Genomic DNA, 15,220 nt, shown 5'->3' on the forward strand with positions numbered 1-15,220 from the left:
CGCGAGTGGCTGCGCGCCACGCCGAGGTCGATTAGCAGCTGGGCGACGTTCTTCGACGTCATCGCCGAACCCCGGTCGGCGTGGATCGCGCCGGGCCGCCCGTGTAGCGCGGTCAGCTCGGCCATCCAGTCCTGGGCGATGTCGGCGTCCTCGTGGTACTCGACGCGCCAGCCGACGGGGTAGCGGCTGAAGATGTCCAGCATCACGTAGAGCTGGTAGAACTCGCCGCGCACCGGTCCCGCCAATTTGGTGATGTCCCAGGACCACACGTCGTTGGGTTGGTGGGCGACCAGCTCGGGTTTGACCCGCGGCGGGTGTGGCTACCCGCCGCCGTTCGCGGGTCATGTTGTGCGTGCGCAGGATCCGGTACATCGTGGACTGCGAGCACAGGTAGACGCCCTCGTCGAGCAGCTCGGCCCACACTTGGGCGACCGCCTTGTCGGCGAAGCGCGGCTGGCACAACACCGTAAGGATCTGCGTGCGCTCGGCCGCGTCGAGCGCATTGGGCGGCGGTCCGCTCGGCCCGGTTTGCGGCGTGGACCGGCAGGGCGGTTGCGCTGCCGATACAGGCTCGCGCGCGGCTTGCCCAGCAGCGCGCACGCCTTCGCGGTCGAGGTCAGCCGCTCCACCTCGGGCAGCAACTGTGCGATCACTTCTTCGACCCGGGCCCGTGCTCTCGAGAGCGTCTCCAAGAGCGCGTGTGCTTTTCCCACCAGATCCAACGCGGCCCTCGTGCGTTCAAGCTCGGCCTCGGCCCGTTCGGCCCGCTTCCGTAGCCGTTCGATCTCGGCCTGGTCGCGGTCCTTACCACGACCGCCTGACCGGGCCAGCCCGTCCAACGCGCCCGCGTCGCGCGCTCGGCGCCACTCCACGATGTGCGATGAGTACAGGCCCTCACGCCGAAGCAGCGCACCCCGCGCACCCGGCTCGGTCAACGCGTCGTACTCGGCCACAATGGCCGCCTTGTACTCCGGGGTGAAGTTGCGCCGCCGGGGACGATCCGCCCGCGGACCCTGGGCCGAATCGGTTCCCACGCCTTCATCATCGGCGCTACCCTTCCGGACCTCAGCCAAAGTCGCCGTCATTGTTCGTTGCAATCCTTACTTGCCCTCAATACCTGGTCAGATATTTTCGAACCCTGCTGTCTCAACTAACCCTGCCAGAGAGGGCTCCGGCATGAACGCGCGGTCCACGTCGATCTTGACGTCGGGATCGGCGCTAACACTGACGTTGAAGCTCGATTCGAACACGCCAATGTCGCTGTGCTGCAATGCATCACGCAATGCCTCCAGCCACCGGTACTCAAACAAGGTGTGCTTGAGGTCGTCGAAGAGCGCTTTGATAAGGCGCGTGAGCATGCTCAGAGCCGCTCGCTATGGGCGCGGATCGTTTCGATGCACTCGTCGAAACTTGGCCGGTAGCCGTACACCAGTGCCATTGCTTGCGCGTATCCCCTGACCAATGCGGGGCGACACGACGACAAAGGATCCAGCAGTGGGCTTTCGCCGTATCCGCCGACAGGCCTTGGCGTGTGGCTGAACCCAGCATCTGCGCTGTGTTTGTCAATATCGGCGGACAACCTCGCGATTCCTTCCGCACCGATTTCGTCAAGCGCCGCGATCACTTGCTCGGAGTTCAGCAGCCGCTGAATGTCATAAAGGTGTCGCCCGCCACGAACTAACCGTTCGAGGGCCTTTTCGTCGTGCGAGCGCGCTGCAGAATCGTGCAACAACGCGAGCTTTTCCAGCAGAGTCCGTTCGGGAGCAAGGACCTCCATGGACGGGCGCGAACTCGTCCCTGGCGTCGGCGGATTCTCCGAGCACCTCGACCGCGTGGTCGGCGACCATGGAACGAAGCATGTGCGTGGCCCTCGGGAAAGTTCCGCCGCGACAGCCCATCTCCAACAGGACACCGGGGCTGACAACTCCCGCGGCCTCATACCCGATTGCCGGGTACGTGTAACGAGTGTTGCGTTTCACGCCCGTCGTCGGCGCTCCCTCGGTCGTCACGTTAGCGGCGTCGAGCGCCAAGTGAACGGTAACCGCGTCGCGAATACCTTTGAGTACGCGATCTTTTGCGCCGGCACTTGCGTCGACAGGCGGGAAGCCCACAAGTAGGTCGACGTCTTCAGAGAATCGTTGGATCAGCCCATGTACCCTGCTGAGACTGGTTCCACCCTTAAAGATCGTGGTCACCAAATGGCGGGAACCGTCCCTGGCCTCGAGTTCAACCGGCGAAGTGGCTGCTCGCAGGACTTCTGTAACCCAGAAATCCTTCTCGACGAAAACCGCCCCGATACCCAGTGCATCTGCGGTGAGGCCGACGAGCGCTCTGAGGTCGTCGCGATGCTCGCGTAGCAGGGACATCAAGCGCGACCGACTGCGCTGTCCACCGTTTCGCCCATAAGCTTGGCAAAATTCTTTCGCGCGGTGGGCGAGCGTTCACAAGCGATCGCATCACTCACTGCTGCAGGCCGGATCTTGCGAGCCCGAACGGCGTTGTCGTAGGCGGATACGAGCGCCGGCCAACCATCGTCAACCGTTGCTTCCCAATCGCCACGGAGAAGCTCAAGCAGTGCGATCTCCGTGTAGCGAAGCTTGCGCCGACGCATATTGTTGCGCCTAGAGACCTTCACGCCAGGCACCGATGTAGGAACCGGACCTGCGACCGTCAGTGTGGGCTGACTCGGTACCTGGGTAGTTAAACCGAGAGCCCGAGCGGCGCTATACCCGCAGGGGCCGACACCGATGGCGCCAAGCACCTCGGCAGCGATCTCTTCCGAGGACGGTCGGGTCATCCCATAACGCGTCTTGGCGCCCTTGTAGTAGAGGCCCTTGCGGATGGGCAGGAGATCGCCCGCTTTGTGAGCACGCGATACTGCTGAGCTTTTCGCAGCAGGCGTACCTGGCAGATCGTTTACATGCACGAATCTGCCGGGCGGCACTTTAGCCAGGGCCATTCCCGGACTCATCGCCGTGGCGGTACCCATGACATGAAAGTGTATCGAGTTTCTAGCATCGAGTCGAATGAGTCGACTCCAAGCTCGGCGGGGGCTTCGCCCTGTCGGACCCTTCGACTAGCGTTGTTTGGCTAGCAACCGGGAGGCGAACGTGCTGCTGGAGGAGCTCAAACCGGGACTGCGTGTCGACGGGCTGATCCCCGCCGAGGCGGTGACCGTCATTGCGGCGCAGTGGCATGGCACCGACGCCCTTGAGCTGACGTACAAGACCACCGCCGGTCATCTCGGTCAGCAGGTCGTCTTCCGCAAGGATCAAGACGGCCTCAACGTCGCCGCCTCCGGCAGCCGCCCGTTCGACGCCCCCGCCGCAGACTTCAAGCTGGTGGCCGAGGCCCAGCGCATCACCCTCGCGGGCCTGTTCGACCCAATGCTCGCCGTGGCCACCAGCGACGTGCGCCCGCTCCCCCACCAGATCCGCGCGGTCTATGGCGAACTGCTCCCGCGCACCCCGCTGCGCTACCTGCTCGCCGATGACCCGGGCGCCGGCAAGACGATCATGGCCGGCCTGTATATCAAGGAGCTGATCCTTCGCGACGACGTGAAGCAGTGTCTGGTCGTCGCGCCGGGTGGGCTGGTCGAGCAGTGGCAGGATGAGCTGTTCTTTAAGTTCGGGCTGCGCTTCGACCTGCTGACCAATCAGCTGATCGACGCCATGGTGAACCTCAACGTCTTTCAGACCAACCCGCTGCTCATTGCCCGCATGGACCAACTGTCGCGCAACGACGAGCTGCAAGCCCAGCTCAGGGAGACCGAGTGGGACCTGGTCGTCGTCGACGAGGCGCACCGGATGGGCGCCCACTACTTCGGGGCGAAGCTCGAGAAGACCAAGCGCTTCCTGCTCGGCGAGCTGCTCGGCAAGATCACCCGGCATCTGCTGTTGATGACGGCGACGCCACACTCGGGCAAGGAGGAGGACTTTCAACTGTTCCTCACCCTGCTGGATCGTGACCGCTTCGAGGGCAAGCGCAAGAAGTCCGCCGACACCACCGGCATCATGCGGCGCATGGTCAAGGAGGACCTGCTGACCTTCGAGGGCAGGAGGCTGTTTCCGGAGCGGATCGCCGAGACGGTGCCCTACGAGCTCACCGAGCTGGAGTACGACCTCTACGAGCAAGTCACCGCCTATGTGCGGGAGGGCATGAACCGCGCGGATCGTGTTGGGGGCAAGCGTAAGAACACCGTCGGCTTCGCGCTGACCGTGCTGCAGCGACGCCTGGCGTCCAGTCCCGAGGCGATCTACAAAAGCCTCGTGCGCCGCTCCGAGCGCCTGGAACGCAAGAAGCAGGAGATCCTCAACGGCACGTACGTCGAGAAGGAGCCGAGCATCGACCTGGAGAGCCTGGACGCCGACGAGTACAACGCCGAGGAGATCGAACAGATCGAGGAGGAACTGCTCGACGCCGCCACCGCGGCCCAGACCGTCGAGGAACTCGACGCCGAGCTTCGCGAACTCGCCGCGCTCACCACGGTGGCCAAGCGGGTGCGCGATTCGGGGACCGACCGCAAGTGGACCGAGCTCAGCACGATCCTGCAGGACCACGCGCTGACCACCGACAAGGACGGTCGGCCGCGCAAGTTCATCATCTTCACCGAGCACCGCGACACCCTCGACTACCTCACCGCCAGAATCCGCTCACTACTGGGGCGACCCGACGCCGTGCAGGCCATCCACGGCGGCGTCCGCCGCGGCGACCGCCGCATGATCACCGAGGAATTCACCAAGAACCGCGATTGCCAAATCCTGCTGGCCACCGACGCCGCCGGCGAGGGGCTCAACCTGCAGGCCGCGCATCTGATGGTCAACTACGACCTGCCGTGGAACCCCAACCGCATCGAGCAGCGGTTCGGTCGTATCCACCGCATCGGCCAGGAAGAGGTCTGTCGGCTGTGGAACGTCGTCGCTAGTAACACCCGTGAGGGCGAGGTGTTTGTCCGGCTGCTGATCAAGGTTGAAGAGCAGCGTAAAGCCTATGGCGGCAAAGTGTTTGACGTGCTCGGCGAGGCGTTCGCCGAGACACCGCTGCGGGATCTGCTGCTGGAGGCGATCCGGTATGGGGATCTGCCCGAGGTCAAGGCCAAGATGCACCAGGTCATCGATAGCCGGGTGTCGATCGGGCTCAAGGAGCTACTCGAAGAGCGCTCGCTGGCGGCCGAGCACCTTGCCGAGGCCGATCTCGCTGCCCTCCGGGCCGCGATGGACGAGGCCCGAGCCCGCCGCTTGCAGCCCCACTACATCGAGCTGGCTTTCAAGGCGGCGTTCACCCAGCTCGGTGGCCGCATCGCCAAGCGCGAGCAGGGACGATACGAGATCGCCAACGTGCCAGCACATGTCCGTGCCGGCAAGCACGGGCCGATTGCGACCAAGTATGACCGAGTGACCTTCGACCTCAATCACGTTCAGCCGGACGGGCTGGCCCGTGCCGATCTGCTCGCGCCGGGTCACCCGCTGCACGACGCGGTCATGGCCGAGGCCATCCGCCGGCACGGCGGTGTGCTCAACAGTGGCACGGTGTTGGTGTCGTCGACGTTGGAGGAGCCGCATTTGCTGGTCGGCGTGGTCGAAGAGGTGGCTGATGCCACCGGCGCGACGGTTTCCCGACGCTTCGGCTACGCCTACGTCGACAGCTTCGGCACCGTCACTGCGGCCGGGCCGGCGCCCTACCTGGATTGTGTGGCTGCCCCGGACGTGCCGCCGGTGACGGCGGCCCGGCAGCTGCCCTGGCTGGCCGAGGCGGAGGACAAGGCGACCAGCTGGATCATCGCGAATCGACTGCCCGAGTACCTCGCCGAGGTGCGGCCACGACGATCCGCGGAACTCGCGAAGACCCGCGAGCTGGTGACCAAAAGGCTTGAACGCGAACGGGATCGACTCTTTCTTGACGCCGCTGTCGCCGCTGAGAAAGAGCAAGCGGGCGAAAAGCCCAAGGAGTCCGCGGAAAGCCTCAACCGCAAGGCGGTCGATCTCGACGTCAGGTTGCGCAGGCGGTTGGAGTTGCTCGCCCAGCAGGCGCTGATGTCGACCAAGCCGCCGCGCATCCTCACCGCGGCTCTGGTCCTGCCGGTGGCCATGGTGGAAGGCGACCTGCCTGCCGCGGCGCCGATCCATGCGACGGAAACCAAGGCGGTGGAACGCCGCGGGGTCGAGCTGGTGCTGGCGCGCGAGCGCGAGCTCGGCCGCAAACCGGTGGAGCAGGCGTTCACCAACAAGGGTTTCGACGTCCTGTCGACCGCACCGAATGGCGACACCTACCGCATCGAGGTGAAGGCCCGCCTGGACGGGGCGAAGGACTTCTTCGTCACCCACAACGAGGTGATGGTCGGCAAGAACGCCGTGCCGCGCTACCGGCTTGCGCTCGTCCGGGTCGATCCCCGCGGGGCGCAGCACGACGAGGTCCGCTACCTCGATAACCCATTTGCCGCCACGGATCTCGGCGGCTTCGAGGCCACCGGCATCCGCGGCGACTGGGACAGGATGTGGAGGAAAGGCACGGAACCCTTCTGATGACCCCACCGTACAAGCGCAAGCTGATCGAGGTCGCGCTGCCACTGGAGGCGATCAACCGGGAGTCGGCGCGGGAGAAGTCGATTCGGCACGGTCACCCGTCGACGTTGCACCTGTGGTGGGCGCGCCGTCCGCTCGCTGCGGCCCGTGCGGTGCTGTTCGCGCAGCTTGTCGACGACCCGTCGGCGCGGCCCGAGGAGTTCCCCACCGAGGAGCTGCAACGCAAGGAACGCGACCGGCTGCATAAACTCATCGAACGACTTGTGGTCTGGGAGAACGTGCGCGACGAGAAGCTGCTGGCCGAGGCGCGCGCCGAGATCCTCAAATCGACGGACGGCAAACCGCCGCCCATCCTCGATCCGTTCGCGGGCGGCGGCACGATCCCGCTGGAGGCACAACGCCTCGGGCTCGAAGCCCATGCGTCGGACCTGAATCCCGTTGCAGTGCTGATCAACAAGGCACTCATCGAGATTCCACCCAAGTTCCGCGACCAGCCACCGGTATTCCCGGGCTTGGCGGAGTCGGAGATTCGGTCCTGGAAGGGCGCCGAGGGGTTGGCGGCCGACGTTCGCGCGTACGGGGCGTGGATGCGCGACGAGGCCGAGAAGCGGATCGGGCATCTGTACCCGAAGGCGACACTGCCCGATGGATCGAAAGCCACTGTTATCGCGTGGATTTGGGCGCGGACAGTGACATGCCCCAACCCTGCCTGCGGCATCGAGATGCCGCTTGTGAGGAGTTGGTGGTTGGGCAAGAGGAAGGGAAAAGAAGCGTACGTCGTGCCAAGCGTCGTCGATTCGTCGCACCCTTCTGGTCAGCGGGTCCGATTCGAGATCGGGCACGACGCGAAGCGGGCGCCTGCGACCGACGATGGAACAGTCGGCCGCACGGGAGCGCATTGCGTCGCATGCAAATTCCCGGTTCCCCTCAACTACATACGTGCCGAGGGGCAAGCCGGTCGGATGAACACACAATTGATGGCGATAGTCGCGGAGGGCAATCGCCAACGAGTCTACATCGAGCCGAGCGTTACACATGAGGCTGCCAGCGATGTCGATCGCCCCGGGGACGTCCCGATGGGCGAATTGCCTAAGAATCCGAGAGATTTCAAGACACCCAATTACGGCATGACCAAGTGGGCCGACCTCTTCACCAATCGGCAGCTCGTGGCACTCACGACGCTCAGCGACTTGGTCGCCGAAGCGCGCGACCGTATTCGGTCTGACGGCGGCTCCGTCGAATACGCGGACGCCGTGGCCACGTACCTCGGTCTTGCAGTCAGTCGCCTCGCCGACTACGGGTCGACGATCTCGACATGGATGCCTGACCCGAAGAATGAGGGCATCCGAAACACGTTTGCTCGTCAAGCAATTCCCATGACATGGGACTTCGCCGAAGCCAATCCCTTTAGTGATGCCTCCGGGAATCTTGGCTTCATGCTCCGCGGGATCACCCGAGTCCTCGAAGCGCTCGTGGTAGGGAAGAGCGGAGATGTCGCCCAACAGGATGCCTCTGAAGCGGTCAAGCGATCCGCCGTGATCTCGACCGACCCCCCGTACTACGACAACATCGGATACTCCGACCTCTCGGACTACTTCTACGTATGGCTGCGAAGAAGCCTTCGACGCGTCTATCCCGAACTGCTCTCAACGATGCTTGTGCCGAAGCCCTCTCTGGCAGGGTTAGTTGAGACAGCAGGGTTCGAAAATATCTGACCAGGTATTGAGGGCAAGTAAGGATTGCAACGAACAATGACGGCGACTTTGGCTGAGGTCCGGAAGGGTAGCGCCGATGATGAAGGCGTGGGAACCGATTCGGCCCAGGGTCCGCGGGCGGATCGTCCCCGGCGGCGCAACTTCACCCCGGAGTACAAGGCGGCCATTGTGGCCGAGTACGACGCGTTGACCGAGCCGGGTGCGCGGGGTGCGCTGCTTCGGCGTGAGGGCCTGTACTCATCGCACATCGTGGAGTGGCGCCGAGCGCGCGACGCGGGCGCGTTGGACGGCTGGCCCGGTCAGGCGGTCGTGGTAAGGACCGCGACCAGGCCGAGATCGAACGGCTACGGAAGCGGGCCGAACGGGCCGAGGCCGAGCTTGAACGCACGAGGGCCGCGTTGGATCTGGTGGGAAAAGCACACGCGCTCTTGGAGACGCTCTCCGAGAGCACGGGCACGCGGCCCGGGTCGAAGAAGTGATCGCACAGTTGCTGCCCGAGGTGGAGCGGCTGACCTCGACCGCGAAGGCGTGCGCGCTGCTGGGCAAGCCGCGCGCGAGCCTGTATCGGCAGCGCAACCGCCCTGCCGGTCCACGCCGCAAACCCGGGCCGAGCGGACCGCCGCCCAATGCGCTCGACGCGGCCGAGCGCACGCAGATCCTTACGGTGTTGTGCCAGCCGCGCTTCGCCGACAAGGCGGTCGCCCAAGTGTGGGCCGAGCTGCTCGACGAGGGCGTCTACCTGTGCTCGCAGTCCACGATGTACCGGATCCTGCGCACGCACAACATGACCCGCGAACGGCGGCGGGTAGCCACACACCCGCCGCGGGTCAAACCCGAGCTGGTCGCCCACCAACCCAACGACGTGTGGTCCTGGGACATCACCAAATTGGCGGGACCGGTGCGCGGCGAGTTCTACCAGCTCTACGTGATGCTGGACATCTTCAGCCGCTACCCCGTCGGCTGGCGCGTCGAGTACCACGAGGACGCCGACATCGCCAGGACTGGATGGCCGAGCTGACCGCGCTACACGGGCGGCCCGGCGCGATCCACGCCGACCGGGGTTCGGCGATGACGTCGAAGAACGTCGCCCAGCTGCTAATCGACCTCGGCGTGGCGCGCAGCCACTCGCGCCCACGGGTGTCAAACGACAACCCGTTCAGCGAATCCCAGTTCAAAACGCTGAAGTACCGCAACGATTTTCCCGAACGGTTCGACTCGATCGAGCACGCCCGCACCTGGTGCAAAGACTTCTTCGACTACCTGCGCCACGAGCACCGCCATTCCGCGCTCGGCCTGCACACACCGGCGTCGGTGTACTTCGGCACCGCCGCCGACATCCAGGCCAAACGAGCCCGGGTCATGGCCGATGCCTACGCCGCCAACCCCAACCGGTTTAGCAGCCCACCACAGCCCCCGAAACTACCGACCGCGGCATGGATCAACCCACCGACCCCACAACCGAAAATAGTGTCCACATAGTGAGACGCTGTCTCAAACACCTTGACAGCTACCGAAGGCCGAGGAGTTGGTCGCGAACCCCTATCGGCACGGCGGAAAGGACGCGGCAGAGGACTTCTTCGAGGAGGGATTCCAAAGCGTCTTCCACCATGCACGAACCGGTGCTTCGAAGGACTACCCGATCACCGTTTACTACGCATTCAAGCAGAGTGAGACAGACGAGAGCGGCCGGACGTCTACCGGGTGGGAAACCCTGCTGGAAGGCATGATCCAATCCGGCTGGGAGATCACGTCCACCTGGCCGCTTCGGAGTGAACGCGGTGGCCGAATGATCAGCGTGGGCACAAATGCGCTCGCGTCATCGATCGTTCTTTCGCTCCGACCAAGGAATAATAGTGCTCCCACGACCGACCGACGTGGGTTTATCGCGGTGCTGGAGGCCGAACTTCCGGACGCATTGCGGCAACTCCAACATGGACAGGTTGCGCCCGTTGACCTTCCGCAAGCGGCGATCGGGCCTGGCATGGCGGTGTTCAGCCGGTACAGCGCCATCCTCGAAACCGACGGCTCAAGAATGACTGTCCGCTCAGCTTTGGCTCGCATCAACGAAATCCTCGACCAGGTGCTCAATGAGCAAGAGGGCGATTTCGACGCGACGAGTCGCTTCGCTATCGCTTGGTACCGCCAACATAGCTACGGCGTAGGCAAATTCGGCGACGCCGACAATCTTGCCCGCGCCCGGAACACCAGCGTCGATGCGATGGACCGCGACGGCATCGTCACGTCACGCGCGGGGAACGTCCAGCTAATCAAACCTGCCGATCTGAGTTTGCAGTACGACGTCGTCCGCGACTTGCACACGAGCAACTGGGAAGCCCTACACCATCTCATCAAAGTCCTTGAACGCGACGGAATCCCAGCGGCAGGTGACTTTCTGAATGCCGCACTCAGCCGTCCCGATGGTGCCGTAGACGCCGACCTGGTCAAGGAGCTGGCTCACCTCCTGTTCAGGATCGCCGAGTCCAACGGGTGGACCAAGGACGCGCTGAGCTTCAACAACCTGGTGACGAGCTGGCCCGAGATCGTCGACGCCGCCCGCGCCGAGAACGTGTCGGCGGCACCACAAGGCTCCTTCGACTTCGTCGACCAGGACGACTGATGCGGTCCCAGAGCGCCAGTGCCACAAATTGCGGCACCGTCAAGGAAGCAGGGTGAAGGCGTCGGCATGGCGCGGACGTACGACGCTGAAGTGGCGACGGTCGAAGGTCGCAATCTCCCCGATGGCTAAACGCTCCGCGGTGGTCACCACGGATGCGTCGACACTGCCCAGCGGCAGGTCCCGATACCGCGCGACCAGCTCGGCGATTCGAATCCAGTCGGAGGCGGCCACCGGCTCGACACTGAATGCGCCGTCTGCGAGGTCACCGAGGAAGCGCACCTCCGGTTCCGCGCCGAGGCGGGTACCCAGCAGGTAGACCACCTCGGTGATGACGAGCGTCGGCACTATCAGCGGTCCGGGATGCGTTTCGAGCAGCGCCAGCGACGAAACATGGTGAGCGTCGTCCGCGTCGACATAGGCATACAGCGGGCCGGCATCGACGACGATCGCGGCTATCGCCCGACCTCCGTGGCGAGAATTTCCTCGATGCGCTCGGAGACATCGGCGCGGCCGCTGCGGCCGGCTCCCGCAGCGTGAAGCCGGCGACGGCCGCTGGATTGATCAAAGTAAGCCTCAAGCGCGGCGCGGCTGATCTCGGAGATGGTCAGATTTCGCCGCTTGGCCTCATGCCGCAAACGGGCGTCGAGAGCATCCGAGATCTTGATCGTCGTCCGCTTCATGTATGCCAGCATACCCTGATCACGTGAGTCGGCGGGAGCCTTCGCCACGAAGAGCGGTGCGACCTCGCTTAATTGTCGCCGCCTTCGACTAGCGTCATTACCTGTCCACATTGGGAGGACGACGGACATGGCAGTAAGCAACAGGGATCGTATCGACCGGATGTTCCAGGCGATGGCACCCGCGCTGGACGACTTCATCGCCTCGGTTGTCGGACAGGCGAACCCGGCGCTCGGAGCGGAGTGGACCAAGTTGGTCCAGGGCAAGGATCTGAAGAAGGGCGCGCCAGCAGGTAAGACGTATGATCCGCTCGACCCGCAGGTCCAATTCCGGATGCTGACCGAGAGCAACATCACCGCGGCCTGCAAGCCCGGCTGGTACCCGTTCAATCAGGCCTTGGGCAAAGCGGGAGAGTCGTTCGCCATCGAGCTGAGGGAGGTGCGCAACACCTGGGCGCACAACGGAACCTTCACCGACGACGACGCCTACCGTGCCCTCGACACCGGCGAGCGGCTGCTGCGGCTCATCGGCGCGGCACAAGAGGCAGACGACGTCCGCAACATTCGGCTCAACCTGCGCCGGGTCACCGCGGACAAGGACGACAGGAAGGTCCTCAAGGCCGCCGTCGACAACCCCGAAGGCAACGGCCTGAAGCCGTGGCGCGAAGTGCTTCAACCGCACGACGACGTCGCCACCGGCAACTTCGCCGCGTCGGAGTTCGCCGCCGATCTCTACAAGGTCGCCTTCGGCGGCGAGCAGGACGCCGGCTACGCCGACGCGGTCGAGTTCTTCAACCGGACCTACCTGACCGAAGGCCTCAGCGATCTCATCGGACGCGCGGTGCGCAGGCTGTCCGGTGACGACAACGCGCCGCCGGTGATCAACCTGCAGACCAACTTTGGTGGCGGCAAGACCCACTCCCTGCTCGCGCTGTGGCATGTCGCGTCGGGTCTTCCCGTCGGGCAGTTCCCGCAGGAGACCCAGGATCTGCTGACCGCCAACGGGTACACCGGAGCAACGGTCAACCGGGTCGCGATTGTCGGCAACCACTTCAGCCCCTCCGGCGTGACACACGACGACGGCACGCACGTCAACACCATGTGGGGTGAGCTTGCCTGGCAGCTCGGCGGAGCGAAGGGATATGCGTTGGTGGCCAAGGCCGATGCCGATCGCACCCACCCGGGCAAGGCGCTGCACGAGCTGCTGGCCACCTACGCCCCGGCGGTCATCCTGATCGACGAGTGGGTCGCTTACGCCCGCTCCCTGGTCGGCCGTGATGACCTGGCCGGCGGCACGTTCGACGACCAGTTCACCTTCGCGCAGACGCTCACCGAGGCCGCCAAGGGCACCTCCGGTGTGCTGCTGGTGATTTCGATCCCCGCCTCGGAAAGCGGCGACGACGCCGACAAGGTCGTGGCCGGCAACGCCGAGGAGGTCGGCGGCGCGCACGGCTTGGAGGCACTCAAGCGCCTGCAGAACGTCGTCCGCCGCGTCGCCGACCAGTGGCGTCCGGCGTCGTCGGCCGAGGCGTATCAGATCGTCAAGCAGCGCCTGTTCAAGCAGCCCGACGCCGCCGCGCTGGCGTCGATCGGCGCCACCGCCCGCGCCTACGTCGATATGTACCGCAAGTACAGCGACGACTTTCCCCGAGAGTCCCGAGACACGGCATACGAGGATCGGGTCAAGCGCACCTACCCCATCCACCCCGAGCTGTTCGACCGGCTCTACGAGGAATGGTCGTCGCTGGAGCGCTTCCAGCGCACCCGTGGGGTGCTGCGGCTGATGAGCACCGTCATCCACGCGTTGTGGGCGGGTGAGGACGCCTCGCCGCTGATCATGCCCGGCTCGATCCCGCTGGCGACCGCGAGTGTGAACGCCGAACTCACGCAGTACCTTCAGGATTCGTGGAAGGCGATCATCGACGCCGACGTCGACGGCGCGAACTCCGAGCCCGCCCGCATCGACAAGGCCAAGCCGCTGTTCGGGCAGCGATCATTGACCAAGCGTCTGGCCCGCACGGTGTTCTTCGGCGCGGTGCCGACCATCGGCTCCGCCCACAAGGGGTTGGAGACTCAGCGAGTGTTTTTGGGCACCGCCGTGCCGGGCGACGTGCCGGGCAACTTCCACGCGGCACTCACCCAGCTCGGCGATCGGGCCACCTACTTCTACTCCGGCTCGGGCAAGTACTGGTATGACCTGCAGGCCAACATCACTCGCACCGCCAAGGACCAGGCCGAACGGCTGCACAAGGAGGACGTATGGGCCGAGATCGTCCGCCGGCTGCAGGGCCAAGCCAAAACCAGGGGCGACTTCGCCGGCGTGCACATCTGCCCCGAATCCAACGCCGACATTCCCGACACCGACGAGGCCCGACTCGTCATCCTGCACCCGAAAGTCGCCCACAGGCGCGGAGCCGACTCCCCCGCAAAAGAGTTCGCGCACAAGGCCACCGAACACCGTGGTAGCGCCAACCGCACCAACCGCAACATGCTCGTCTACCTGGCCGCCGACGACGCCCGGCTTGAAGAACTCGACAACGCCACACGTGATTACCTCGGCTGGACCCACGTCCTGGCCAGCGAGGCAGACCTGGACCTGACGCAGAACCAGAAGAACCAGGCGACGCAGCGCCAGACCCAGGCCGACCAGACCGTCACGTCCCGGCTGCTGCAGACATTCACCTGGGCACTCGTTCCGACGCAACCCAATCCCGGCGCGCCATTCGTCATCCGCGAGACCAAGGTCGAGGGCCAGTCCACCTCGCTGGCCGAACGGGTTTCGCGCCGACTCGGCAGCGACGGCGACCTGTCGACCCGCCAAGCCGCCGCGACGATTCGGCTGGCGATCGGCAAGGTGCCGCAGATCTGGAAGGACGGGCACGTGTCGCTGGGTGCGCTGTGGCGGCTCTACAGCCAGTACCCCTACATGCCCAGGCTGCGCGACCGGCGGGTGCTCGATGAGGGCATCGTCGACATGCCGATGATCTGGCAGACCGACGCCTTCGCCCTGGCAACGGGTTTCGACGAGGCGGCCGGCCGCTACATCGGGCTATGGACCCCCGACGACAAGGGCGCCGCGCCGGCCGCAACCGACTCCCTGCTGCTGGTGCGGCCCGACGTCGCCGTCAAGCAACGCGAAACCGAAGTACCTCCCCCACCCACGCCGGGCCCCGATGGCACGGGCACGCCGGTCGTCGGCCCGGGCACGCCGCCAAAGCCACCGGTTGACATCGCGTTCCCCCCACCGAAGACCCGCTTCTACGGAGTCAAGACGCTCAGCGCCGACAGGATCGCTTTCGACTTCAAGAACGTCGCCGAGGAGATCATCGCCCATCTCCGAGACACCGGTGCCAAACTCGTTGTGAAGATCGAAATCGAAGCAACCGACGCCGCCGGCTTCAGCGAAGGCGAGATCCGCACCGTGTCCGAGAACGCTCAGACGCTGAAGTTCGACCAGTCGGGGTTTGAGGAAACGTGAGCTTCACAGAACTCCACCAACCCCAACGGGACTTGCTTGGGGCTTCGGGGCCACGGCTTGAAGACGCGATGCAGACGCGTCCTCGTCCACAGCGGATTTGCTTGCCAGGCTTCGCCACTCGTGACCAGAGAGCTTGAAGTCAACCGGACACTCGGCCTCGCGCACGTTCGCGAGTATCGAAGACTTTCCCGAGCAATTGCTGCCGGAGACCC

At 64.8% G+C, this 15,220-nt stretch carries 10 protein-coding genes and 4 pseudogenes; 6 read left to right on the forward strand and 8 right to left on the reverse strand.

Going from position 1 to position 15,220, the window contains the following annotated elements; all coding sequences use genetic code 11:
* Window positions 1-53: 53 nt before the first annotated feature.
* The 6 genes and pseudogenes from G6N24_RS24775 to G6N24_RS15175 form a co-directional block, all read right to left on the reverse strand.
* Window positions 54-269, reverse strand: a pseudogene (locus G6N24_RS24775) (DDE-type integrase/transposase/recombinase); the annotation flags it as partial.
* Window positions 270-341: 72 nt separating this feature from the next.
* Window positions 342-1,085 carry a hypothetical protein gene (locus tag G6N24_RS24780; RefSeq protein ID WP_232070579.1) on the reverse strand — a complete coding sequence of 248 codons (744 nt, stop codon included), beginning with the start codon at window positions 1,083-1,085 and terminating at the stop codon, window positions 342-344.
* A 36-nt stretch (window positions 1,086-1,121) separates the two neighbouring features.
* Window positions 1,122-1,358, reverse strand: a complete 237-nt coding sequence (locus G6N24_RS15160; protein WP_085160034.1) for a hypothetical protein — start codon at window positions 1,356-1,358, stop codon at window positions 1,122-1,124.
* A gap of 2 nt (window positions 1,359-1,360) precedes the next feature.
* On the reverse strand, window positions 1,361-1,777 hold the full coding sequence (locus G6N24_RS24785) for a nucleotidyl transferase AbiEii/AbiGii toxin family protein (RefSeq protein WP_085160032.1): 417 nt from the start codon (window positions 1,775-1,777) through the stop codon (window positions 1,361-1,363).
* A 103-nt stretch (window positions 1,778-1,880) separates the two neighbouring features.
* A pseudogene (locus tag G6N24_RS25885) lies at window positions 1,881-2,366 on the reverse strand (nucleotidyl transferase AbiEii/AbiGii toxin family protein); the annotation flags it as partial.
* Window positions 2,366-2,989 carry a hypothetical protein gene (locus tag G6N24_RS15175; RefSeq protein WP_139822371.1) on the reverse strand — a complete coding sequence of 208 codons (624 nt, stop codon included), beginning with the start codon at window positions 2,987-2,989 and terminating at the stop codon, window positions 2,366-2,368. The gene G6N24_RS15175 and the pseudogene G6N24_RS25885, both read right to left, overlap by 1 nt.
* 121 nt (window positions 2,990-3,110) lie before the next feature.
* Here G6N24_RS15175 and G6N24_RS15180 point away from each other — a divergent pair, with 121 nt between their 5' ends.
* The 5 genes and pseudogenes from G6N24_RS15180 to G6N24_RS15200 all read left to right on the forward strand — a co-directional run.
* Complete coding sequence (locus G6N24_RS15180; RefSeq protein ID WP_085160028.1) at window positions 3,111-6,521, forward strand: helicase-related protein; 3,411 nt, start codon at window positions 3,111-3,113, stop codon at window positions 6,519-6,521.
* A pseudogene (locus G6N24_RS15185) lies at window positions 6,521-8,188 on the forward strand (DUF1156 domain-containing protein); the annotation flags it as partial. The gene G6N24_RS15180 and the pseudogene G6N24_RS15185, both read left to right, overlap by 1 nt.
* Before the next feature lie 523 nt (window positions 8,189-8,711).
* Complete coding sequence (locus tag G6N24_RS24790; RefSeq protein WP_232070580.1) at window positions 8,712-9,254, forward strand: DDE-type integrase/transposase/recombinase; 543 nt, start codon at window positions 8,712-8,714, stop codon at window positions 9,252-9,254.
* 119 nt (window positions 9,255-9,373) lie between these two features.
* Window positions 9,374-9,715, forward strand: a complete 342-nt coding sequence (locus G6N24_RS24795) for an integrase core domain-containing protein (RefSeq protein WP_163745447.1) — start codon at window positions 9,374-9,376, stop codon at window positions 9,713-9,715.
* A 28-nt stretch (window positions 9,716-9,743) separates the two neighbouring features.
* Window positions 9,744-10,853: pseudogene (locus tag G6N24_RS15200) on the forward strand (hypothetical protein); the annotation flags it as partial.
* A gap of 39 nt (window positions 10,854-10,892) precedes the next feature.
* Here the strand turns inward: G6N24_RS15200 and G6N24_RS15205 are convergent.
* Entirely contained in the window at window positions 10,893-11,411 is a 519-nt protein-coding gene (locus G6N24_RS15205) for a type II toxin-antitoxin system VapC family toxin (RefSeq protein WP_331253231.1), read from the reverse strand.
* Window positions 11,306-11,533: a ribbon-helix-helix domain-containing protein gene (locus G6N24_RS15210; RefSeq protein ID WP_232070581.1), complete on the reverse strand. Its 228-nt coding sequence runs from the start codon at window positions 11,531-11,533 to the stop codon at window positions 11,306-11,308. The genes G6N24_RS15205 and G6N24_RS15210 overlap by 106 nt, the downstream gene beginning before the upstream one ends.
* 127 nt (window positions 11,534-11,660) lie before the next feature.
* On the opposite strand from G6N24_RS15210, the gene G6N24_RS15215 reads away from it, so the two are divergent.
* A complete protein-coding gene (locus G6N24_RS15215) occupies window positions 11,661-15,008 on the forward strand; it encodes a Swt1 family HEPN domain-containing protein (RefSeq protein WP_085161770.1) in 3,348 nt (1,115 codons plus the stop codon).
* Window positions 15,009-15,220: the final 212 nt, after the last annotated feature.

Origin of the sequence: Mycobacterium lacus, from assembly GCF_010731535.1 — a bacterium.
GTDB classification, from domain to species: domain Bacteria; phylum Actinomycetota; class Actinomycetes; order Mycobacteriales; family Mycobacteriaceae; genus Mycobacterium; species Mycobacterium lacus.

What these genes read in the sequence shown, in the direction of transcription:
- G6N24_RS24785 (WP_085160032.1), bottom strand. Translation starts at nt 1,777, where the DNA reads ATGGAGGTCCTTGCTCCCGAACGGACTCTGCTGGAAAAGCTCGCGTTG.
- G6N24_RS15215 (WP_085161770.1), top strand. Translation starts at nt 11,661, where the DNA reads ATGGCAGTAAGCAACAGGGATCGTATCGACCGGATGTTCCAGGCGATG.
- G6N24_RS15175 (WP_139822371.1), bottom strand. Translation starts at nt 2,989, where the DNA reads ATGGGTACCGCCACGGCGATGAGTCCGGGAATGGCCCTGGCTAAAGTG.
- G6N24_RS15210 (WP_232070581.1), bottom strand. Translation starts at nt 11,533, where the DNA reads ATGAAGCGGACGACGATCAAGATCTCGGATGCTCTCGACGCCCGTTTG.
- G6N24_RS15160 (WP_085160034.1), bottom strand. Translation starts at nt 1,358, where the DNA reads ATGCTCACGCGCCTTATCAAAGCGCTCTTCGACGACCTCAAGCACACC.
- G6N24_RS24780 (WP_232070579.1), bottom strand. Translation starts at nt 1,085, where the DNA reads ATGACGGCGACTTTGGCTGAGGTCCGGAAGGGTAGCGCCGATGATGAA.